The following is a 19,323-nucleotide window of genomic DNA, read 5'->3' as shown; positions in this document are numbered from 1 at the left end:
TTCGGACTCCTGTTGCTGCGAAAGGGGTGAGGAAGGTTTCAGGGGGCCCAGACGCGCGCGGCGGCCTCGGCCTGCCGTGCGTGGGTGCGCGTGAGCCAGTCGCGCGCCTCCGCCAGTTCCTCGCGCGCGGTGGCGAGGCCCAGGTTGCCGGCGCCACCCAGGTGGGTGGCGGTCAGCGCGCCGCGGTCCGGCTGGAAGGTGCCTTCATTCAACTGGCGGCCCACCTCGCGGTACGCGTCGCGGAAGGGCTGGCCCTTCGCCACGAGCGCATAGGCGTGGTGCGCGGCGTAGAGCGTGTCGTCGCACGCCGCGCGCGCCTTCTCCGCGTTCACCTTCAGCGCGGGCACCAGCCGCGCCAGCACGTCCAGCAGCGCCTTCGCGCTGGTGAGGGCCTGGAGGGTGGGGCGCTTCAGCAGTTGGAAGTCACGGTGGTAACTGGAGGGAAGCCCGCCGGCCACCGCCTCCACCTGGTGCGCAAGGCCGCGCAGCTCGCGGCAGCGGCCCCGGGCCAGCTCCACCACGTCCGGGTTCTTCTTCTGCGGCATGATGGACGAGCCGGTCGTGAAGGCATCCGGCAGGGCCAGGAAGCCGAACTCGTCCATGCTGTAGAGCTGCACGTCCCAAAGCCACTTCTCCAGAGTGCCCGCCACCGAGCACGCCCAGGTGAGCAGCGCCGCCTCATGCCGCCCCCGACTGTCCTGCGCGTCGATGGGGCTGCGTTGAACCCGGGTAAAACCGAGGAGCCGCGCGACATATTCACGGTCGATGGGCAGCGGAACACCGAAGCCCGCGGCGGCGCCCAGCGGGCAGCGGTCGAGCCGCCCCCACACGCCCTTCAGCGCCTCCAGCTCCTCCAGCAGCCCTTCCGCGAAGGCCATGCCCCACAGGCCGAAGGTGGACGGCATCGCGCGGCGCAGGTGCGTGTAGCCGGGCAGGGGCAGGTCCGCGTGGCTTTGCGCGAAGTCCAGGAACGTGCCCGCCAGCTCCGCCGTGCGCGCGCCCAGCGCGAGCAGCTCCTCGCGCATGAACAGGCGCAGGGCCAGCAGCACCTGGTCGTTGCGCGAGCGCGCCAGGTGGATGCGCTTGCCCGCCTCTCCGGTGCGCTCCACGAGCGCGGCCTCCAGCGCGGTGTGGCCGTCCTCCTGCTCCGGGCGGATGGTGAAGCGGCCCGCGCGGGCCTCGTCGTGCAGCGCGTGCAGGGCGCCCACGAGCGACGTGGCGGCCTCCGGCGCGAGCAGCCCGACGTGCGCGAGCATGCGCGCGTGCGCGGCGCTGCCCAGCGCGTCGTGCGGCACGAGCGACAGGTCCACCACGGGGTCGTCGCCCACGGTGAAGGCGTGGATGGCCGCGTCCAGCGGCTGGCCCTTGCCCCACAATGTCTCAGCCACGCGACACCTCCCCGGCATAGCCGTGCAGCAGTCGTCGATAGAACGCGAGCCCCGCCTCCAGCTCCGCGCGCGTGAGGTACTCGTTCGCCTGGTGGCTCCGCAGCGTGTCGCCCGGGCCCACCTTCACCGCCGGGATGTCGCCCAGGAACGCCCAGTCGGACGTGGTGCTGGAGCCCACCGTGTCCTGGCCCGACGCTGCCACCGCCGCGCGCACCAGCGGGTGCGACGCGTCCGTCCCCTTGGGCAGGTAGCGCGCGGAGTGCACCAGCACCTCGCTCTCCAGCGCCCGGCCCACGTCCTCCGCCACCTTCGCGTGGTCCATGCCCGGCGTGGTGCGCAGGTCCACGAAGAACTCGCACCGGTCCGGCACCTGGTTGCGCGCGAGGCCCCCGGCCACCTGCGTCACCTGCGCCCGCGCCTCACCCAACAGCGGGTGCGCGGGGAAGCGCAGGGCGGACACGGCCTGGATGTCCCGGGCCGCCTTGAGGATGGCGTTGGCCTCCAAGCCCAGGCCGCCCGTGTGCGCGTGCGCCACGTGGCCGCTCTTGCCGTGCGCCACGCAGCGCAACAGCAACATGCCCCGCTGCGCCGTGCAGGGCTTGAGTGACGTGGGCTCTCCCACGATGGCGGCGTCCAGCGGCCCCAGCGTGGGCAACAGCGGCCCCAGCCCCTTGCCGCCCGTCTCCTCCTCGGCGGTGAGCGCGAAGACGCACTCCACGCCCTCCGGCGCGCCTTCCGTGAGGAGCGCCTTCGCGGTGAGGAGCATGGCGGTGACGCAGCCCTTGGCGTCGTTGGCGCCCAGGCCGTAGAGCGTGTCGTCCTTCCACACGGCCTCGTGCGGCTCCGTGGTCCACCCGGCGCACGGCTTCACCGTGTCCAGGTGGGAGTTCACGAGCAGGCGCTTCGGCCCGCTGCCCACGCTGAACCACACGTTGTGGCCCTGGCGGTGCACGCGGGCACCCCAGGACTCCGCGTGGCCCGCGACGAGGTCCGCGATGCGGGCCTCGTCGCCGGAGACGCTGGGCGTGGCGACCAGCGCGGTGAGCAGCTCGGCGGGGTTCAACCCTTGGCCTCGCCGTGCTTCACCGGGTGCTCGCGCACGACCATGGTGCCGCTGCCCTCGTTGGTGAAGACCTCCTCCAACAGGGCATCGGACTGCTTGCCGCTCACCAGGTGCACGCTGCCCACGCCGCCCACGAGCGCGTGGCGCATGGCGTGCGCCTTGGGACGCATGCCGCCCGTGAGCCGGCCTTCGGCCTCCAGCGACGCCAGGTCCGACAGCGTGGCCAGCGAGATGAGCGACGACGGGTCGGAGACGTCCTTGAGGAGCCCCGGCACCTCCACCAGGAAGAAGAGCTTCTCCGCGTGCAGCGCCGCCGCCAGGGCCGCCGCCACCGTGTCCGCGTTGGTGTTGTAGACGGCGCCGTCCTGGCCGCCCGACAGCGGGGCGATGACCGGCACGTAGTCTGCGCTTCGCAGGTGCTCCACGACGCGCGTGTCCACGGACTCGATGTCGCCCACGAGGCCGTAGTCCACCATGCGCCCCTGCGTCTCGCCGGGCTCCGTCACCAGCACGGGCGGGCGCTTGCGCGCCTTGATGAGGCCCGCGTCCACGCCGGACAGGCCCACCGCGGGCACGCCCGCGGCCTGGAGGTCCGCGAGCAGGTCCGTGTGCAGCTTGCCCGCCAGCACCATCTTCGCCGCATCCAGCACGGGCGCGGAGGTGACGCGGCGGCCCGCCACCTTCTCGATGGGCAGGTGCAGGGCGTCACACAGCGAGTCCAGCTCCGGACCGCCGCCGTGCACCACGACGGGGCGGATGGAGAAGGCCCACAGGAGGGCGATCTGCTCGCACGCCGTCTTGCGGGTGCGAGGGTCCGTCAGCACGGCCCCGCCCAGCTTCACCACGAACGTCTTGCTGCGGAACTGCTTCACGTACTTCGCCGCGTTGCGAAGGGCGGCGTACGGATCGGGAGACAAGGGCACGGTGGACCTCTGGAAAGTCGAAAGGGGACGAAGAAGGGTGGGGCGGCGGGCTTTGACGGCTCAGCCGCCGCGCATCCAGGCCAGGAGGGCGCGCTGCACGTGGTAGCGGTTGCCCGCCTCGTCCACGACGCGGCTGCTCGAGTGGTCCAGCACCTCGTCGGCGACCTCCACGTTGCGGCGCACGGGCAGGCAGTGGAGGAAGGCCGCGTCCTTGGAGGCCTTCGCCATGTGCCGGCGCGTGGGCATCCAGCCCGAGTACGACGCGAGCAGCGCCGCGACGTCCGTGGGCGTGCTCGCCGTCTGCGCGGTGGGGCCCCAGGACTTCGCGTACACGGCGCGGCTGCCCACCAGCGCCTCGTCCTGGTCGTGCGTGTACGTGATGCTGCCTCCGGTGGCCCTGGCGTACGCCTCCGCCTCCGCGCGCACGGCCGGGTGCAGATCAAAGCCCGGCGGATGCGCCACGCGCACCTCGCAGCCTGCGGCCGCCGCGGACAGGAGGAACGAGTTCGGCACCGCCTTGGGCAGCGGCTTGATGTGCGGCGCCCAGGTGAGCGTCACCGGCAGCTTCTTCGTGGTGCCGAACGTCTCGCGCAGGGTGAGCGCGTCCGCCAGGCCCTGGCAGGGGTGCTCGCGCGCGGACTCCATGCTCACCACCGGCACGGTGGCCCACTTGCGGAAGGCGTTGATGACGGGGTCGGCCTCGTCCTCCTCGTCACCGCCACCCTGGGAGAAGGTGCGGATGCCGAGCATGTCCACGAAGCGCGACAGGACGGGCGACGCCTCCTTGATGTGCTCCGCGCGGTCCGCGTTCATCACCGCGCCGGGCCGGTCCTCCAGCTTCCACACGCCAGAGCCCACGTCGAGCACGATGGCGTGCCCGCCCGCGCGCAGCATCACCGCCTCGAAGGACGTGCGCGTGCGAAGGGACGGGTTGAAGAACACCATGCCCAGGAGCTTCCCCGGGAAGATGTGCCCCGGATCCTTCTGCTTCCACGCGGCCGCCTGCGAGAGGACCGCCTCGACGCCTTCCGGGCCCAGGTCCTGGATGCGGGTGACATGCTTCATGGGCTTCGTGCTCCCCCGGCCGCGCCGGATGGGTGGAGACTGCTGAATATGCATCCGAATTCGTGCATATTCGTTGAGGAGGCGCGGATATTATGCAGAACGGCGCAGCGCGCAAGAACATTCACTGGGATTTTTCATGCGCCTTGCGTGCGTATTCAGCCGCATGCATGGTGAACGTGAATGAACCTGGACGACGCCATCCTTGAGCTCATCTCCCGGCAGGACGTTCCGGATCAGTTCGTCCTGCAGTCGTTGCTCGAAGAGGCAGGGCACACGCCCAGCCAGTCCACGCTGTCGCGGCGGCTGAAGAAGCTGAGCGTGCAGAAGGTGAACGGGCGCTATCAGCGCGCCGAGCCGCCGGTGGCGCCCGTGCCGCTGGCGCCGACGGTGACCATCATCGAGGCGCCGCCCAACATGCTGGTGCTGAAGACGGCGCCCGGCTACGCGCAGATTTTCGGGCTGGCGCTGGACCGCGAGGAGGTGGAGGGACTGGCGGGCACGGTGGCGGGGGACGACACCATCTTCATCGCGGTGAGGGACCCGTCCTACCTGCGGGACGTGCGCGAGGTGGTGGAGGAGCTCATCCAGCGCGGCCCGTGAACGGGAAGCGGCGCACGGATTCCCACGGCCCACCGAGGTAGCGCCAGAGCAGCAGCGCGGGGGCGTGCGAGTCGAAGGCGGACCAGCCCGCGCCCAGCTCCGCGAGCGCGGCCTTCGCCTCCTCCACGGTGGCCTTGTTCATCAGCGTGACGTGGGGGCGGAAGGGCTGACGGTCCTGCGGTGTGAGCCACTCCGCATAGGCGCGGGACAGCTCGCGGTGCACGGGCGCGAGGCCGGGGGCCTCCACGTCCACGGCCATGCCGCGACCCAGGCTCCGCAGCGTCGCGAAGCGCAAGCCGGGCGCGGGGCGCTCGGTGACGACCTCGAGCGCGGCCTCCACGGCGTCCTGCTCCCGCGCGGGCAGGTGGTGGAAGAGGGACACGTGCGCCGGGATGACGTTGCGCTCGGGCGGGAAGTATCGGCGGCGCAGGCCGTCCAGGCGCGTGAAGGCTTCTGGCTCCAACTCGGCGGTGACGAGCAGCGGGGCTTCGGAGGTGGCAAGCATGGGTGAGAGCCTACTGCTCGCTGCCGGAGCCTCGTGTGTCGCGCTAACGCACCTGGCGGTACTGGAAGCCGCCCTTCTTGATGAAGGCATCAAGGAACCCGCCCTTCGAGGGCGCTTGCATGAGCGACCGATGGAGCGAGGCGGGCACGTGCAGATATTCGTAGAGGCGGGAGTCGTTGAACTCGACTTCGAGCGTTTGACTCGCGGGGTCGTAGCCGATGGAGAGGATGTTGCTCGACGAGACGGGTATGCGGTTCATGGGAAGAGGCTTTCGCTTCTTCGCACCCAGCACCATCCCTCGAAGGAGGGATGGCGCCGCTGTGCGCTTCCCTATGCAGGGGCCTACTTCTGCGACGCGAAGAAGGCCTTCAACGAGTCGTCGGCCTTCTTGCGGTACTCCGGCAGGCGCGAGCGCTCTGCCTCCGCGAGGGCCTTCTTCACTCCCGCGGCGTCAAGGTCGTGCGTGTAGACCGGCGTGCCGGGCTGCTGGCGCCACGAGTCCGCGAGGCTGCCCGCGTCGATGGCATCGAAGCCCAGCTCCTCCACCAGCTTGAGCACCTTCGCGCGGTGCTCGGGCGGATCCCCCGCGATGGGCAGCGCCACCCGGCCGGGTGTGCCCTGCGGCTTGCCCTTCTCCGCGAGGCTGCTGAAGTAGATGTTGTTGAAGGCCTTGATGACCGGGCGGCCGATGAGCTTCGAGACCCACTCGCTCTCCACCGTGCCCTTCTCCAGCTCCGGGATGCTGCCGTCGCGCACGGGGTAGTAGTTGCCCGTGTCGATGACCACGACGTCCTTCGGCACGTTCGCGAACAGCCCCTTGGGCAGGTCGGGGACCGCCTTCTGGGGAATGGTCACGACGACGACTTCGCCCGCTTTCGCGGCCTCTTCGACCGTGACGGCCTTCGCGCCCGTCTCCTTCGCCAGGTCGCGCAGGGTGTCCGGCCCGCGTGAGTTCGCGATGGACACCTCATGGCCCAGTTGCGTCCACCTGCGAGCAAGGGTCCCACCGATCAACCCCGCGCCAATGATTCCGATCTTCATGTCGTCCTCGTCCGGGAAGTGAGTGACTCGTCTGCGAGCGCCGGTCGGATGCCCGACCTTTTTCCGCGATGCGCGGGACCTGGCGGGTTTCTCGCGAGGCCCCCCGGCAACCGGGCGCGTTCCCTCGCGTGCCTTGATAGGGTCCCGCCCCCTATGCGAACCCTCGTCGGACTGTCCTCGTCGGGCTGGACGGAGAAGGCCCGGTGGGCGTTGGACCACCACCGCGTCGCCTACCGCTACCAGGACTACGTCCCCCTCATCCAGGAGCGCTGGCTGCGCAAGCAGGTGGCGCCCGGCGTGAAGCCCTCCGTGCCCCTGCTCGTGGACCCGCCGCAGCCGGCCACGCACGGCTCGTTCGCCATCGCGAAGCACGCGGAAGGCGTAGGGCAGGGCAGCCCGCTCTTCCCGGCCGCGCAGGTGGACGCCATCACCGCGTGGAACGACACCAGCGAACACGTGCTGGACCTGGCGCGCGCCTACGCCATGCCGCGCATGCTGACGAACACCCGCGCCCAGGCGGAGATGCTGCCGAAGTTCATCCCCGGCTGGCTGCGCCCAATCTTCGCGCCCTCCGCGCGCCTGGGCATGCGCTTCGTGGTGAAGAAGCACCAGGTGGCGGACACCTCGCCGGAGGCCATCGAGGCCGCCGTCGCCCCCTCCTACGACAAGCTGCGCGCCGCGCTGGGCGGCCGGCCCTACCTGCTGGGCACAGGCTTCACCTACGCGGACATCACCGCCGCGGTGATGCTCGTGCTCCTGGGGCCGCCGGCGGACCGGCACCTGCCCATGGGGCCGGGCACCCGCGAGGTGTGGACCCATGCGGGGCTCGCCGCCCGCTTCCCGGACCTGCTCGCGTGGCGCGACGCGCTCTACGACAAGCACCGCCGCACCTGAGAAACACCGCGGGCCGCCTCCCGGTGAGGGAAGGCGGCCCGCCGTGTGAATCACCGGTGCGTGAGGCCGGCTACCCCGCCTGCTTCACGCCCTTCGAGTTGTCCACCAGCACCTTCGCGAAGGTGAGCCCGTCCGGGCCCGCGTCCGCCTGGATGTGCTCGCCCGGCGCGAACTCGCCGTTCAGCACCTTGAGGGCGAGCGGATCCAGCAGGTACTTCTGCACCGCGCGCTTCAGCGGCCGGGCGCCGTACGTGGGGTCGTAGCCCCGCTCCGCCAGCAGCTCCCTCGCGCTGTCCGTCAAATCCAGCGTGAGGCGCTTGGCCTGGAGCAGCTTCTGGAGCCGGCCCAACTGGATGTCCACGATGCGGTAGATGTCCTTCTTGCGCAGCGGCTCGAAGACGACGATCTCATCCACGCGGTTGAGGAACTCCGGCCGGAAGTGGCCGCGCAGCGCGTCCATCACCTCGCTCCGCGTCTTCTCGTTGAGCGTGTCCGTGCCGGCCATGCCCTCCTGGATGGCCTGCGAGCCGATGTTCGACGTGAGGATGAGCACCGTGTTGCGGAAGTCCACCGTGCGGCCCTGGCTGTCCGTCACCCGGCCCTCGTCGAGAATCTGGAGCAGGATGTTGAACACGTCGTGGTGGGCCTTCTCGATTTCGTCGAAGAGCACCACCGTGTACGGCCTGCGGCGCACGGCCTCCGTGAGCTGGCCGCCCTCCTCGTAGCCCACGTAGCCCGGGGGCGCGCCCACCAGGCGGGACACCGCGTGCTTCTCCATGTACTCGGACATGTCGATGCGGACCATGGCCGTGTCGTCATCGAAGAGGAACTCCGCCAGGGCCTTCGCCGTCTCCGTCTTGCCCACGCCCGTGGGGCCCAGGAAGATGAACGAGCCGATGGGGCGGTTCGGGTCCTGCAGCCCGCTGCGCGCGCGGCGCACGGCGTTGGACACGGCCTCGATGGCGCTGCGCTGGCCAATCACGCGGTCGGCGAGCCGGTCCTCCATCTTGACCAGCTTCTGCATCTCGCCCTCCATCAGCTTGGAGACCGGGATGCCCGTCCACTTGGCCACCACGGAGGCGATGTCCTCGGAGTCCACCTCCTCCTTGAGGAACTTCTGGTTCTTCTGAAGCTCCGCCAGCTTCGCGTTCTGCGCCGCGACCTCCTTCTCCAGCGAGGGGATGACGCCGAACTTCAGCTCCGCCGCGCGGTTCAGGTCGCCCTGGCGCTCGGCCGCGGCCTGGTCGTTGCGCGCCTTCTCCTGCTTCTCCTTGAGCGAGCGCAGGGACGCGATGGCCTTCTTCTCCTCGTCCCAGTGGGCCTTGAGCGAGTTGAACTTCTCGTTCAGGTTCGCGAGCTCCTTCTCGATGGTGGCCAGGCGCTCACGCGAGTGCGGGTCCGTCTCCTTGCGCAGGCCCTCGCGCTCGATTTCGAGCTGCGTCACCTTGCGGCGGATGTCGTCGATCTCCGTGGGCATGGAGTCGATTTCGATGCGCAGGCGGCTGGAGGCCTCGTCGACCAGGTCGATGGCCTTGTCCGGCAGGAAGCGGTCCGCGATGTACCGGTGGCTGAGCGTGGCCGCCGCGACGAGCGCGGAGTCCTGGATGCGCACGCCGTGGTGCACCTCGTAGCGCTCCTTCAGGCCGCGCAGGATGCTGATGGTGTCGTGCACCGAGGGCTCGCCCACGAACACCGGCTGGAAGCGGCGCTCCAGCGCGGCGTCCTTCTCGATGTGCTTGCGGTACTCGTCCAGCGTCGTCGCGCCGATGCAGTGCAGCTCGCCGCGCGCCAGCGCCGGCTTGAGCATGTTGCCCGCGTCCATGGCGCCCTCGGCCTTCCCGGCGCCCACGAGCGTGTGCATCTCGTCGATGAAGAGGACGATCTCGCCCGCCGCGTCCGCGACCTCCTTGAGGACGGCCTTGAGGCGCTCCTCGAACTCGCCGCGGTACTTGGCGCCGGCCACCATGGCGCCCAGGTCCAGGGTGATGAGGCGCTTGTTCTTCAAGCCCTCCGGCACGTCGCCGTCCACGATGCGGCGCGCGAGGCCTTCGGCGATGGCCGTCTTGCCCACGCCCGGCTCACCGATGAGCACCGGGTTGTTCTTGGTGCGGCGGCTCAAGACCTGGATGCAGCGGCGGATCTCCTCGTCGCGGCCGATGACGGGGTCCAGCTTGCCGCTGCGCGCGGCCTCCGTGAGGTCGCGGCCGTACTTCTCCAGCGCCTGGTAGGTGGACTCCGCGTCCGCGCTCGTCACGCGCGAGGAGCCCCGGACCTCCTTGAGGCCCGCCTGCACGCGCTCGCGCGTCACGCCGGAGGACTTCATGGCCTCGCCGACGGCGCCCTTGTCCTGGGTCAGCGCGAGCAGCAGGTGCTCGGACGAGGTGAACTCGTCCTTCAGCGCCTTGGCCTCGTCCTCGGCCTTGTCGAAGGTCTTCATCAGGCGCTGGCTGAGCATGGCGCTCTCGCCGCCCTGGATGCGCGGGAGCTTCTGGAGCGCTTCGCCCAGCCGCCCCGCGAAGAGCTTCACGTCCACGCCAATCTTGCGCAGGAGGGGGTCGACGATGCCGTCCTTCTGCCCCAGCAGTGCCGCGGCGAGGTGCTCCGGCTCGTAATGGGGATTGTCGGCCCGGCGGGCCAGGGACTGACCCTCCTGGATCGCCTCCTGCGCCTTCACCGTATATTTGTCGAGTCGCATGAACTCAACGTAAGGGCCGGGGACCCCTTGGCAAGGCGACACTGCCCGTATGCCCGGCGATTTCCCCGGAATACTTTGAGCCGCTGGAAGCGGCCGGGTAATCGTGGTGGCGAAGTTGCCAGGGGGTGGGGGGGTCGGTTATAGGCGGCGCCCATCCTCGGGGGCTTCACTCTGGACGCGCACGGCGGCTATCTCGTTCGACTCGACACCTTCTCCGGGTTGGCGCTGGTGCGTCTGGCCCGGGAGGCCCTGTCGATGGACAGCGCCCCGGCCGCCACGGCGCTGCGCGTCACCATCAACCGCCGCCGCAAGGTGGTGCGCCTGGCCTTCCTGGGGCCCTTCTCCCAGGGCCGGCAGGGCGCCCACTGGTACGCGGCGCACCACGCCCTGGCCCGCCTGCTGTCCGCCGCCGCCAACGCCACCGTGCACGCCTACGTGTACGACGCGGACGAGGGCGAAGAGGTCATCGCCTACGGCAACGGCCGCCGGGTGGGTGGGGAGAAGGTGGTGTACGAGGACGCCGAGCTGCCGTGCCCCCTGGAGGAGCTGGATGACGCGGCCTTCGCCCGGCTCCAGTCCCGCTGGCCCATGGGGCACCTGGCGTACGTGTTCGGCCTGACGCGGGACGAGCTCCTGCGCATCCCCCAGGCGCCGCTGGCCCGCGTGCTGCCGTTGGAGGGCTCGGCCGCCGTCTCGGAGGCGGACGCGATGGCCGCCCTGGAGGCGCTGCTCCTGGGGCCCGCGCTGCCCCGCGCGGAGACGGACGCGGGCTGAAGCGGTACGGACCGCCTGTCCGCGCCGCGCCGCGTCAGCCCTGTTCGGACTTCAGGGGTCTTCCGTCGGCCCGTCGAGCGTGACGATGGCCTCGCGCACGCCCTCGCTGCGGAAGTACTGGGCGAGCACGGCGAAGCCACCGGCGACGAGCACCGTGGGCAGGATGGCGCTGAGCGTCATCAGGGACGGGACGAGCGCGTAGAGTTGCTGCGCCGCGGCCGGGTCCTGGAACTCCGGCAGGGCCTTGAGCCCCTCCACCATGGCCTGGCTGGTGTGGCGGGCCACGACGGTCCACTGGGCCCCGTCGATGGTGCGCATCAGCGCGGCGAAGATGCCCGCTCCGCCCAGCAACTGCCGGAAGCCGTCCCGGGGGATGCCGTCCGGGGAGCGCAGCATGCGGCTGGAGGCGAAGAAGAGCAGGGTGCAGGCCACCGTCAGCCCGGTCAGCACCAGGGCGCGGGACTCGCGCATGGGGGAGAGCGCGGACAACTGCGCCTCCATGATGGCCTGGGTGACGGCGGGGTCCTTGCCCAGGAGGGCGAGGGTGGGCGTGTGCTCGCGCTGCGCTTCGCGGTGGGCCTCGAAGTTCATCATGACGGAGGCCTCGCTGCAGGCGAGGAACCCCGTCAGGGTGGAGAGCATCAGGCACAGCCCGGCGGCGATCCGCACACCCCGGGGCAACCCCCCCGGGCGGGTGACTTCAGGGGGCTTCACTTCCGGCTCGCCTCCACGTAGCGCAGGCGCAGGTCGGACAGGAGGTTGTCCACCAGCTTCTCCTCCTCCGCGGTGAGGTTGCCGCGCGTCTTCTCGCGGAGCATCGCCAGGAGGTCCAGGTTCTGCCGGGCCGAAGGCAGGTCCTTCTCCATGCGGCCCGTCTCCGGGTTCGGCGCCCCACCCAGGTGGATGAGGACGGCGGAACCCAGCCCGACGATGAAGGTGCTGAACGACAGGGACTCCTCGGAGGCGGGGCTCGCTTCCCCCGTCATCACGAAGGTCTCACCCCGCTTCTCCGAAGGGCTCATTCGGACGCCTTGTCCTCTTCGTCGGCCGGCTCGTCGGCGTCGTCGGACTCGTCCGCGTCGTCCTCGTCGGAGGCGTCGTCGTCCGTGTCGTCCTCGTCCTCGTCATCGAAGTCGTCGTCGATGTCGCCGTCCATCTGCGTGTCGATGGGGACGGCCTTGTCGGCCACGTCCGGCAGCTCCTCGAGGTGCTTCTTGTAGGCTTCCTCGTCCACCTGGCCGCTGCGCTGGTAGCGCTCGGCGGTGCGCTTGTCGAGGTGCTTCGGGTTGATGCCATCGGCCATGATTCAAATCCTCGGAATTGCTTGGAAAACAGCGCGGCACCTTATAGCAGGAGGGGCGCCTGTCAACGCTGGTGTCCCAGTCCCGGAAACCGATGAACGTCTCGCCCCGCCTCCCGCTTCCCCCAGGTGCCTACCTGCTGTGCGACGACAGCGTCCGCCCGGAGCTGTCCCTGGTGGACAAGGCCGGACGCCTGCTGGACGGCGGTGCCCGGGTGCTCCAACTGCGCATGAAGCACACGCCGCTCGGGGAGGCCCTGGCGGCGGCCCGGGCGGTGGTGGCCCTGTGCCGGCGGGCGGGCGCGGTGTGCCTCATCAACGACCGGGTGGACCTGGCGCTCCTGTCGGACGCGCACGGGGTGCACGTGGGGGACGAGGACCTGCCCCCGGAGGCGGCGCGGGAGCTGCTGGGCCCGGGGCGCTACGTGGGCGTGACGGCGCGGGGGACGGAAGGCGCGAGGGCGGCCCGGGCGGCGGGGGCGGACTACGTGGGCGTGGGGCCGCTGTTCGGCACGACGACGAAGGTGGTGGCGGCGCCGGTGCTGGGGCTGGAGGCCTTCCGGCGGGTGGTCGCGGAGAGCCCGCTGCCGGTGGTGGGCATTGGCGGCGTGGGGCTGGCGAACATCGCGAGCGTGGCGGCGGCGGGGGCGCACGGCGCGGCCGTGGTGTCCGACGCCCTGCTCGCCCAGGACATCGCCGAGCGCGTGCGTCAGCTCTCGGCGGCGTTTGACAGCGCGCGGGGGACTGGCCTCTAACCCCAAGGCAGCGCCCCCACCATGAACCATCCGCCTCCGCGTCATCACGGGACGACGCCGCGCCGTCCCAACATCGGCCTCACGCCGGACTGGGCCCAGCCGGCCGACTCCGCCTTTCCCCGCTACGAACTGAAGGTGCCCTACGCGGAGGCGGTGCTGCGCGCCGGGGGCCTGCCCTTCGTGCTGCCGTACACCGATGATCCGTCCTGCGTGGACGCCTACCTGGAGCGGGTGTCCGGGCTGGTGGTGACGGGTGGCGCGTTCGACATCCCTCCGTCCGCGTATGGCGAGGAGGTCCGCGAGGGCATGGGGCCGCTGAAGGAGGGCCGCACGGCCTTCGAGGCGCACCTCATCCGCGGCGCGCTCAAGCGCAACCTGCCGGTGCTGGGCGTGTGCGGGGGCATGCAGCTCCTGGCCGTGGTGCTGGGCGGCACGCTGTTCCAGGACATCCCGCGGGAGATTCCGGGCGCTCGCGACCACGAGCAGAAGCACGACCGCACCCAGCCGCAGCACCCGGTGGAGGTGAAGAACGGCACGCTGCTGGCGGAGGCCGTGGGGCACGGGCAGTTGATGGTGAACTCCACGCACCACCAGTCGGTGAACAAGCCGGGCACGGACGTGACGGTGAGCGCGGTGTCGCCGGACGGCGTGGTGGAGGCGATCGAGTCCACCGCGCACACCTTCGCGCTGGGCGTGCAGTGGCACCCGGAGCTGATGCTGGGGACCATCCCGGTGCACCTGGGCGTCTACAAGGCGCTGGTGCAGAAGGCGCGAGAGCACCGCCGGTGAGGCCGCGCGTCCTGCTGCTGGCGGGACTGGAGCCCACGGGCCGGGCGGGGCTGCTCGCGGACGTGGCCGCGGTGCGGGCGCGGGGCGGCGACGCGGTGGCGGTGCCCACGGCCCAGACGGCGCAGGGCTCGCACACCTTCGCGGTGGTGCCGGCGTCCCCGCGCATGCTGGCCGCGCAGGTGACGGCCGCGCGCGAGTGGGGCCCCCTGCACGCGGTGAAGTGGGGCGTGGTGCCCGGAGCGTCCCAGTTGGCCACGGCGAAGGCGGCGCTCAAGGGCGCGGACGCGTGGTGGGTGGTGGATCCGGTGGTGCGCTCGTCCCGGGGGCAGGCGCTGTCACGGCTGACGCCCCGGCACTACCTGGCGCTCGCGGGCCCGCGCGTGCTGGTGACGCCGAACCTGGAGGAGGCCGCGTGGCTCCTGGGCCGGCCCGCGCTGGGCACGGTGGAGGACGCCCGGGAGGCGGCGGAGGCGCTGTGTCAGCGCGGCTTCGGCGCGGTGCTGGTGAAGGGCGGGCACCTGCCAGAAGGGCAGGGGCTGGCGGACGTGCTGGCGTACTCCGGGCGCACGGTGGTGATGCGGGGGCGCCGGCTGAAGCGGCCCCCGGAGCGCCGGGGCACGGGCTGCCGGCTGGCGTCCGCGCTGGCGGCGGAGCTGGGCCGGGGCACGGGGCCGGAGGCCGCGGTGCGGGCGGCCCGCGAGCACGTCACGGGCTACCTGCGCACCGGCCGGGACTGAAGAGCCAACGGGGGGCTACTCGCTCCGGGCGCGGCTTTCGAAGCGCGTGTACTCCGCGAGGAACACCAGCTCGACGGACCCGATGGGGCCGTTTCGCTGCTTGGCGACGATGAGCTCCACGGGGATGACGGTGTTGCCGCCTCCGCCCCCGCCGCCGCCGCCGCCGCCACCCCCGCCGCCGCCTCCTCCACCCCCTTCGCCGTCCTCCTCCGTCTCACGGTGGATGAACATCACCACGTCGGCGTCCTGCTCGATGGAGCCGGACTCACGCAGGTCGGAGAGCATGGGCTTGCCGCCCTTGCGCTCCTCCACCTTACGGCTGAGCTGGCTGAGCGCGATGATGGGCACCTCCAGCTCCTTGGCCAGTTGCTTGAGCGCGCGGGAGATCTCCGCCACTTCCAACTGGCGGCTCTCCACCTTGCCCTTCTGGTGCATCAGTTGGAGGTAGTCGATGACGATGAGCGACAGGCGCGGGTCCTTCTGCTTCACGCGCCGCGCCTTCGCGCGCAGGTCGAACGGGGACAGGCCGCCGGAGTCGTCGATGTAGATGGGCGCGTTGTAGAGCGCGCCCGCCATCTCCTGGAACTTCTCCTCGTCGTGCGGGGACAGCCGGCCGCCGCGCAGCTTCTTCATGTCCACGCGCGCCGTGGACGCGAGCAGACGCATGAGGAGCTGATCCGCGGGCATTTCCAGGCTGAAGATGCCGACGGCCTTGTTCTCCTTCAGCGCCGCGTGCACCGCGATGTTCATGGCGAAGGACGTCTTGCCGATGCCGGGACGCGCCGCGAGGATGATGAGTTCACCGGCGTGCAGGCCGGTGAGCTGGTTGTCCAGGTCGATGTAGCCCGTGGACAGGCCCGTCACGCCCGTCGCCGCGGTCTTCATCTTGTCCAGCAGGTCGAGCGTCTGCTCCATCAGCTCGCTGACCGGACGCAGGTCGCCTTCGCGCTTCTTCTCCGCGAGGAGGAAGACCTTGCGCTCGGCCTCGTCGAGCAGGACCTCCAGCTCGCCCGTCTCCTGGCTGGCGAGGTCCTGAATCTCCCGGCCCACGTTGGCCAGGCGCCGGCGCAGCGCCTGGTCCTTGACGATGTGGGCGTACTGGACGGCGTTGGCCGCCAGCGGGACGACCTGGTCCAGGCCCATCAGGTACGCGGGGCCGCCCACCGCGACGAGCTGGCCCAGGACCTTGAGCTCCTCCGCGAGCGTCAGGTGGTCCACCTGCTTGCTCTGCTGATCCAGCCGCATCATCGCGGCGAAGATCTGCGCGTGCGAAGGGCTGGCGAAGTCGTCCGCGTGGACGACCTCCGCCACGGGCGTGATGAGCCCGTTGTCCGCCAGCACGGCGCCCAGCACCGCACGCTCCGCGGCGAGATCCTCGTGGACCCGCCGTCCTTCCCTACCGTCCAGGACGTTCTGCATGGCTGCTTGGAACCTCTACAGGCAGCGTCTGACACGTTCCAGCGGACGTCCAGTTTCCAGGCAACAGACCTGTAGCACCCGGTAGGTCCCGGAGGGATGCCGCGACCCGCCGTGGGACCTCCGCCCGGCCTCCGGGTGAAGCGACCCGGCGCGTCGGGCTATTCAGCGGCGCCCCACTGCTGGAGGAAGGCCTCCCGGTAGGTGCGACTGAGGATCACCGTGGAGCCGTCCTTGAGCACCAGGATGCCGTCCCCATGGGTCCACGGCTCCAGGCGGGCCACGGCCTCCAGGTTCACCAGGTCGCCCCGGTGCACGCGCACGAAGCGGGTGGGGTCCAGGCGCTCCTCCAGGGCCCGGAGCGTCTGGCGCACCAGGTGTTCGCCCTGCGCGGTGAAGAGCCGCACGTACTTGTCCTCCGACGACAGGCGCCACACGGTGTCCAGGCGCAGGGGGACCCAGCCCTCGCCCACCTTCACCACCAGCCGCTCCAGGGGGCGCTCCGGGCGGGCCTTCGCCACCGTGGCGAGCAGGGCGTCCAGCGCGGCGGAGCCGTGCGTCCCCGCGCTCAGGAGCGCATGGGCCTTGTCGAGCGCCCGGGTGAAGCGGCCGGCGTCATAGGGCTTGAGGAGGTAGTCCGCCGCGTGGGCCTCGAAGGCCTGGAGCGCGAAGCGCTCGTAGGCGGTGGAGAAGATGACCGCGGGGCAGGCGTCCGGCCCGAGCGCCTCCAACACCTCGAAGCCGGTGAGGCCGGGCATCTGCACGTCCAGCACCACCAGGTCCGGCCGCAGCGCCTCGATGCGCGCGAGCGCCTCCGTCCCGTCCCCGGCCTCGCCCACGCAGGTGAAGCGCGCGTCCGCCGCCAGCAGGCGCTTCACCTTCGCGCGAGCGGGCGCCTCGTCGTCCACCACCAGCACGCGGAACACCGTCACGAGTCCTCCTCCCGGCGCGCTGGATGCGTCCGCGTCGCCACGCGCGTTGTCATGACGCCTCCACCCGGGCCGCCTCGCGGGGCAGCCACACCGTCACGCGCGCGCCGCCCTCCGGCCCCGCGCCGCGCTCCAGCCGGGCCCGGTCGCCGTGCAGCAGCGTGAGCACGCGCTCCAACTGCGTCAGGCCCACGCCGGGCCCGGAGGCAGGGGAGGCCGCCCCGAAGCCGCGCCCGGTGTCCTCCACCTCCAGCGCCCAGCGGTCCGCTTCCGCACGCGCGCGGATGCGCACCTCCAGCGCGCCGCGCAGGTCCTGGTTGTGCTTCACCGCGTTCTCCACCAGCGTCTGGAGCGCGAAGCAGGGCACGCGCTGGGACTCCAGGCCCGGCGCCACGTCCCAGCGCACCTCCAGCCGGTCGCCGAAGCGCGCCGCGAGCAGTGCGACGAAGCGCTCGGTGTGCCCGCGCTCCTCGGCCAGCGTCCAGGTGGGCTCGGTGCGCTCCAGGCTCGCGCGCAACAACTGGCCCAGGTCGCTCAGCAGCCGGTCCGTGCGCGGCAGGTCCTCGTACATCACCGACCCGATGGTGTGCAGCGCGTTGAAGAGGAAGTGCGGGTGCAACTGGCCCGTGAGGGACTGGAGCTGCGCGGCCCGCAGCTCCCCCTCCAACTCCGCCGAGCGCAGCGCGCGGGCCTGCCGCTCCCGCCACTCGTACAGGAGCGCGATGACCGCGCAGCCCAGGCCGTAGGTGATGAGGTCCTTCTGCGCCTCCATGGGGAGCGCGTACACGGGAGGCCCCAGGTCGTAGTCCCCCAGCTCCATCAGCGCGTAGACGCCGTGCCGCAGCCCCGCCATCAGCGCGATGTGCAGCGACGTGAAGACCGTGAACGCCGCCGCGTGGATGCCCAGGAAGCGCGCCCAGCCCACCCGGGGCGACGGCGCGTTGAGCACCGCCGTCATCAGGACCGGGAGCAGCAGCGTGACGGCGAGCGCGCTGGTCATCTCCCAGATGAACGCCGGTGCCCAGTGGCCGGGCTCCGGCCGCATGAGCTGCATCAGCCGCACCGCGCTGCCCTGCCACACGCCCAGGACCAGCCCGAACGCCAGGAGCTTCAGCGCCGGGCGCGTCCGCGGCCGGGGCCAGCGCCACCGCGAGGAGGGAACGTCCGCCCGGGCCGTCACCCCACGGCCTCCGGAGCGAGGACGGCCGGACGCGCGGCCCGGGGCTTCATCCCGAAGAGCGGCCGCAGCCACGACACGCGGGACACGCCCTCGCACAGCGCCAGCGTGAGGGCGAAGGACAGCGTGAGCACCGCGAGGAGCATGGCCCAGGGACCCACCGGCAGGCGCAGGCACACGTAGCCCACGCAGACGATGACCGTCTGATGGAAGATGTAGAACGGATACGACAGCGCCTGCGCGTGCGGAAGCCACGCGGGGGACGTGCGCACGTGGTGCCGCGCCCACGCCATCGCCGTCAGCAGCCCGCTCCAGATGAGCACCGTGCCCCCCACGATGGCGGGCACCACCGGCATCACCGGCCACGGCCACACCAGCTCCACCAAGAGCGCCGCCAGGGCCACCGCCAGCAGCCCGTGGCGCAGCGCCACCAGCCGGTCCCACACGCCCGGGCAGCGGCCCAGCAGGTGGCCGTAGAGGAACAGCAGGCCGTAGTGCAGGAAGGTGCGCGGATCATCCAGCAGCGCGTGCGTCTCCGGGAAGTCGCGCAGGAGCACCCGGTTGAGCGCCAACGGCACCCCGAGCCACAGCACGTTCACCCCACGCGACAGCCACGCGTCCGCCGCCGCGAGGAACCGCTCCCCGGCTTTCGTGCGCAGCGCCGCGAAGAGGGGCAGGGCCAGCAGGCAGTAGACGAACAGGTAGGCCACGAACCACAGATGGTGCCAGCTCAAGCTGCCCGCGGGGTAGGGCACGAAGTCGAACACCGTCGGGTAGAACGCGGCGTAGCTGCCCTGGAAGCGGCCCTGGAACAGCCGCTCCACGTAGATTTGCGGCGGCACCACCACGAACATGCCGAACACCAGCGGCAGGAGCAGCCGCTTCGTCCGGTCCTTCGTGAACGCCCTCAAGGAGCGCCGCCGGAGCGCGAACGCGGTGCCCGCTCCGGAGATGACCATCAGGAGCGGCATGCGCACCAGGTGCAGCACGCCCATGACGGGCTCCAGCACCGGCAGCGGCTGGGGGCTCTTGATGTGCCACTCCCAGGTGTTGAACATCATCCCGGTGTGGAACAGGTGCAGCACCACGATGGCCAGCACCCGGAGCCAGTCCAGGTCGGGGTGGTGCACGGCGGTGGGGCGGGGTGGGGCGCTCATGCGGTGGGGACCTCCAGGCGGTGTCCGCCGCTGAAGTACCCACGCCCGCGCTCCGGGCTCCACGCGGATGCCGTGAAACGGACCGCCCGCGGCGCGAGCCGGACGGGCGCGGAGC

General features: G+C 71.2%; 20 protein-coding genes and 1 pseudogene. 6 read left to right on the top strand and 15 right to left on the bottom strand.

From position 1 onward, the window contains the following. Positions 1-38: 38 nt before the first annotated feature. From argH to K8556_RS21110, 4 genes are read right to left on the bottom strand one after another with little or no spacing between them, the layout of a single operon-like run. Positions 39-1,388, bottom strand: a complete 1,350-nt coding sequence (gene argH / locus K8556_RS21125) for an argininosuccinate lyase (protein ID WP_223741871.1) — start codon at positions 1,386-1,388, stop codon at positions 39-41. Next, the gene (locus tag K8556_RS21120) at positions 1,381-2,451 is read right to left on the bottom strand and encodes a M20/M25/M40 family metallo-hydrolase (protein ID WP_223741870.1); all 1,071 of its coding nucleotides are present in this window, start codon (positions 2,449-2,451) and stop codon (positions 1,381-1,383) included. The genes argH and K8556_RS21120 overlap by 8 nt, the downstream gene beginning before the upstream one ends. After that, positions 2,448-3,374, bottom strand: a complete 927-nt coding sequence (gene argB / locus K8556_RS21115; protein WP_223741869.1) for an acetylglutamate kinase — start codon at positions 3,372-3,374, stop codon at positions 2,448-2,450. The genes K8556_RS21120 and argB overlap by 4 nt, the downstream gene beginning before the upstream one ends. Positions 3,375-3,434: 60 nt before the next feature. Next, positions 3,435-4,439 (bottom strand): N-acetylornithine carbamoyltransferase, encoded by a 1,005-nt coding sequence (locus K8556_RS21110; protein ID WP_223741868.1) that lies wholly within the window; start codon positions 4,437-4,439, stop codon positions 3,435-3,437. Between the two features lie 180 nt (positions 4,440-4,619). Here K8556_RS21110 and K8556_RS21105 point away from each other — a divergent pair, with 180 nt between their 5' ends. Beyond that, the gene (locus K8556_RS21105; protein WP_223741867.1) at positions 4,620-5,039 is read left to right on the top strand and encodes an arginine repressor; all 420 of its coding nucleotides are present in this window, start codon (positions 4,620-4,622) and stop codon (positions 5,037-5,039) included. Here K8556_RS21105 and K8556_RS21100 read toward each other — a convergent pair. The 3 genes and pseudogenes from K8556_RS21100 to K8556_RS21090 all read right to left on the bottom strand — a co-directional run. Further along, a complete protein-coding gene (locus K8556_RS21100) occupies positions 5,020-5,544 on the bottom strand; it encodes a 2'-5' RNA ligase family protein (RefSeq protein ID WP_223741866.1) in 525 nt (174 codons plus the stop codon). The genes K8556_RS21105 and K8556_RS21100 overlap by 20 nt on opposite strands. A gap of 43 nt (positions 5,545-5,587) precedes the next feature. Further along, complete coding sequence (locus K8556_RS21095; protein WP_223741865.1) at positions 5,588-5,803, bottom strand: KTSC domain-containing protein; 216 nt, start codon at positions 5,801-5,803, stop codon at positions 5,588-5,590. A gap of 83 nt (positions 5,804-5,886) precedes the next feature. Next, a pseudogene (locus K8556_RS21090) lies at positions 5,887-6,591 on the bottom strand (NADPH-dependent F420 reductase); the annotation flags it as partial. Between the two features lie 147 nt (positions 6,592-6,738). Between K8556_RS21090 and K8556_RS21085 the strand changes: the two are divergent. Beyond that, entirely contained in the window at positions 6,739-7,479 is a 741-nt protein-coding gene (locus tag K8556_RS21085) for a glutathione S-transferase C-terminal domain-containing protein (protein WP_223741863.1), read from the top strand. A 70-nt stretch (positions 7,480-7,549) separates the two neighbouring features. Here the strand turns inward: K8556_RS21085 and clpB are convergent, their stop codons facing one another. Next, positions 7,550-10,174, bottom strand: a complete 2,625-nt coding sequence (gene clpB, locus K8556_RS21080) for an ATP-dependent chaperone ClpB (RefSeq protein WP_223741862.1) — start codon at positions 10,172-10,174, stop codon at positions 7,550-7,552. 255 nt (positions 10,175-10,429) lie between these two features. Here clpB and K8556_RS21075 point away from each other — a divergent pair, with 255 nt between their 5' ends. Continuing rightward, on the top strand, positions 10,430-10,948 hold the full coding sequence (locus K8556_RS21075) for a hypothetical protein (RefSeq protein ID WP_223741861.1): 519 nt from the start codon (positions 10,430-10,432) through the stop codon (positions 10,946-10,948). Positions 10,949-10,999: 51 nt separating this feature from the next. Here K8556_RS21075 and K8556_RS21070 read toward each other — a convergent pair whose 3' ends face one another. The 3 genes from K8556_RS21070 to K8556_RS21060 are packed head-to-tail and all read right to left on the bottom strand — an operon-like array spanning position 11,000 to position 12,251. Further along, complete coding sequence (locus tag K8556_RS21070; RefSeq protein WP_223741860.1) at positions 11,000-11,662, bottom strand: hypothetical protein; 663 nt, start codon at positions 11,660-11,662, stop codon at positions 11,000-11,002. After that, positions 11,659-11,970, bottom strand: a complete 312-nt coding sequence (locus tag K8556_RS21065; protein ID WP_223741859.1) for a DUF1844 domain-containing protein — start codon at positions 11,968-11,970, stop codon at positions 11,659-11,661. The genes K8556_RS21070 and K8556_RS21065 overlap by 4 nt, the downstream gene beginning before the upstream one ends. Then, positions 11,967-12,251: a hypothetical protein gene (locus K8556_RS21060; RefSeq protein ID WP_223741858.1), complete on the bottom strand. Its 285-nt coding sequence runs from the start codon at positions 12,249-12,251 to the stop codon at positions 11,967-11,969. The genes K8556_RS21065 and K8556_RS21060 overlap by 4 nt, the downstream gene beginning before the upstream one ends. 92 nt (positions 12,252-12,343) lie before the next feature. Between K8556_RS21060 and thiE the strand changes: the two genes are divergently transcribed. From thiE to K8556_RS21045, 3 genes are read left to right on the top strand one after another with little or no spacing between them, the layout of a single operon-like run. Further along, positions 12,344-13,003, top strand: a complete 660-nt coding sequence (gene thiE, locus K8556_RS21055; RefSeq protein ID WP_223741857.1) for a thiamine phosphate synthase — start codon at positions 12,344-12,346, stop codon at positions 13,001-13,003. 21 nt (positions 13,004-13,024) lie between these two features. Further along, the gene (locus K8556_RS21050) at positions 13,025-13,792 is read left to right on the top strand and encodes a gamma-glutamyl-gamma-aminobutyrate hydrolase family protein (RefSeq protein WP_223741856.1); all 768 of its coding nucleotides are present in this window, start codon (positions 13,025-13,027) and stop codon (positions 13,790-13,792) included. Continuing rightward, positions 13,789-14,529 carry a bifunctional hydroxymethylpyrimidine kinase/phosphomethylpyrimidine kinase gene (locus K8556_RS21045; protein ID WP_223741855.1) on the top strand — a complete coding sequence of 247 codons (741 nt, stop codon included), beginning with the start codon at positions 13,789-13,791 and terminating at the stop codon, positions 14,527-14,529. Before K8556_RS21050 ends, K8556_RS21045 begins: the two co-directional genes overlap by 4 nt. Positions 14,530-14,544: 15 nt before the next feature. On the opposite strand, the gene dnaB is transcribed toward K8556_RS21045, so the two are convergent. The 4 genes from dnaB to K8556_RS21025 all read right to left on the bottom strand — a co-directional run bounded on the left by dnaB (position 14,545) and on the right by K8556_RS21025 (position 19,208). Beyond that, positions 14,545-15,948, bottom strand: coding sequence for a replicative DNA helicase (gene dnaB / locus K8556_RS21040; protein ID WP_223741854.1), 1,404 nt, complete (start codon positions 15,946-15,948; stop codon positions 14,545-14,547). Positions 15,949-16,106: 158 nt separating this feature from the next. Further along, entirely contained in the window at positions 16,107-16,877 is a 771-nt protein-coding gene (locus K8556_RS21035) for a LytTR family DNA-binding domain-containing protein (protein ID WP_223741853.1), read from the bottom strand. A gap of 49 nt (positions 16,878-16,926) precedes the next feature. After that, positions 16,927-18,054, bottom strand: coding sequence for a histidine kinase (locus K8556_RS39815; protein ID WP_223741852.1), 1,128 nt, complete (start codon positions 18,052-18,054; stop codon positions 16,927-16,929). Next, complete coding sequence (locus K8556_RS21025) at positions 18,051-19,208, bottom strand: acyltransferase (protein WP_223741851.1); 1,158 nt, start codon at positions 19,206-19,208, stop codon at positions 18,051-18,053. The genes K8556_RS39815 and K8556_RS21025 overlap by 4 nt, the downstream gene beginning before the upstream one ends. Positions 19,209-19,323 lie beyond the last annotated feature (115 nt).

This window comes from Corallococcus sp. AS-1-12 (genome assembly GCF_020036995.1).
In the GTDB taxonomy this organism is placed as follows: Bacteria; Myxococcota; Myxococcia; order Myxococcales; family Myxococcaceae; genus Corallococcus.
Note: the sequence above shows the minus strand (reverse complement) of the source record. Positions and strands in the feature narration are given on the sequence as shown.

What these genes read in the sequence shown, in the direction of transcription:
- K8556_RS21110 (WP_223741868.1), bottom strand. Translation starts at nt 4,439, where the DNA reads ATGAAGCATGTCACCCGCATCCAGGACCTGGGCCCGGAAGGCGTCGAG.
- K8556_RS21105 (WP_223741867.1), top strand. Translation starts at nt 4,620, where the DNA reads ATGAACCTGGACGACGCCATCCTTGAGCTCATCTCCCGGCAGGACGTT.
- K8556_RS21100 (WP_223741866.1), bottom strand. Translation starts at nt 5,544, where the DNA reads ATGCTTGCCACCTCCGAAGCCCCGCTGCTCGTCACCGCCGAGTTGGAG.
- K8556_RS21095 (WP_223741865.1), bottom strand. Translation starts at nt 5,803, where the DNA reads ATGAACCGCATACCCGTCTCGTCGAGCAACATCCTCTCCATCGGCTAC.
- K8556_RS21085 (WP_223741863.1), top strand. Translation starts at nt 6,739, where the DNA reads ATGCGAACCCTCGTCGGACTGTCCTCGTCGGGCTGGACGGAGAAGGCC.
- clpB (WP_223741862.1), bottom strand. Translation starts at nt 10,174, where the DNA reads ATGCGACTCGACAAATATACGGTGAAGGCGCAGGAGGCGATCCAGGAG.
- K8556_RS21075 (WP_223741861.1), top strand. Translation starts at nt 10,430, where the DNA reads ATGGACAGCGCCCCGGCCGCCACGGCGCTGCGCGTCACCATCAACCGC.
- K8556_RS21065 (WP_223741859.1), bottom strand. Translation starts at nt 11,970, where the DNA reads ATGAGCCCTTCGGAGAAGCGGGGTGAGACCTTCGTGATGACGGGGGAA.
- K8556_RS21060 (WP_223741858.1), bottom strand. Translation starts at nt 12,251, where the DNA reads ATGGCCGATGGCATCAACCCGAAGCACCTCGACAAGCGCACCGCCGAG.
- thiE (WP_223741857.1), top strand. Translation starts at nt 12,344, where the DNA reads ATGAACGTCTCGCCCCGCCTCCCGCTTCCCCCAGGTGCCTACCTGCTG.
- K8556_RS21050 (WP_223741856.1), top strand. Translation starts at nt 13,025, where the DNA reads ATGAACCATCCGCCTCCGCGTCATCACGGGACGACGCCGCGCCGTCCC.
- dnaB (WP_223741854.1), bottom strand. Translation starts at nt 15,948, where the DNA reads ATGCAGAACGTCCTGGACGGTAGGGAAGGACGGCGGGTCCACGAGGAT.
- K8556_RS21025 (WP_223741851.1), bottom strand. Translation starts at nt 19,208, where the DNA reads ATGAGCGCCCCACCCCGCCCCACCGCCGTGCACCACCCCGACCTGGAC.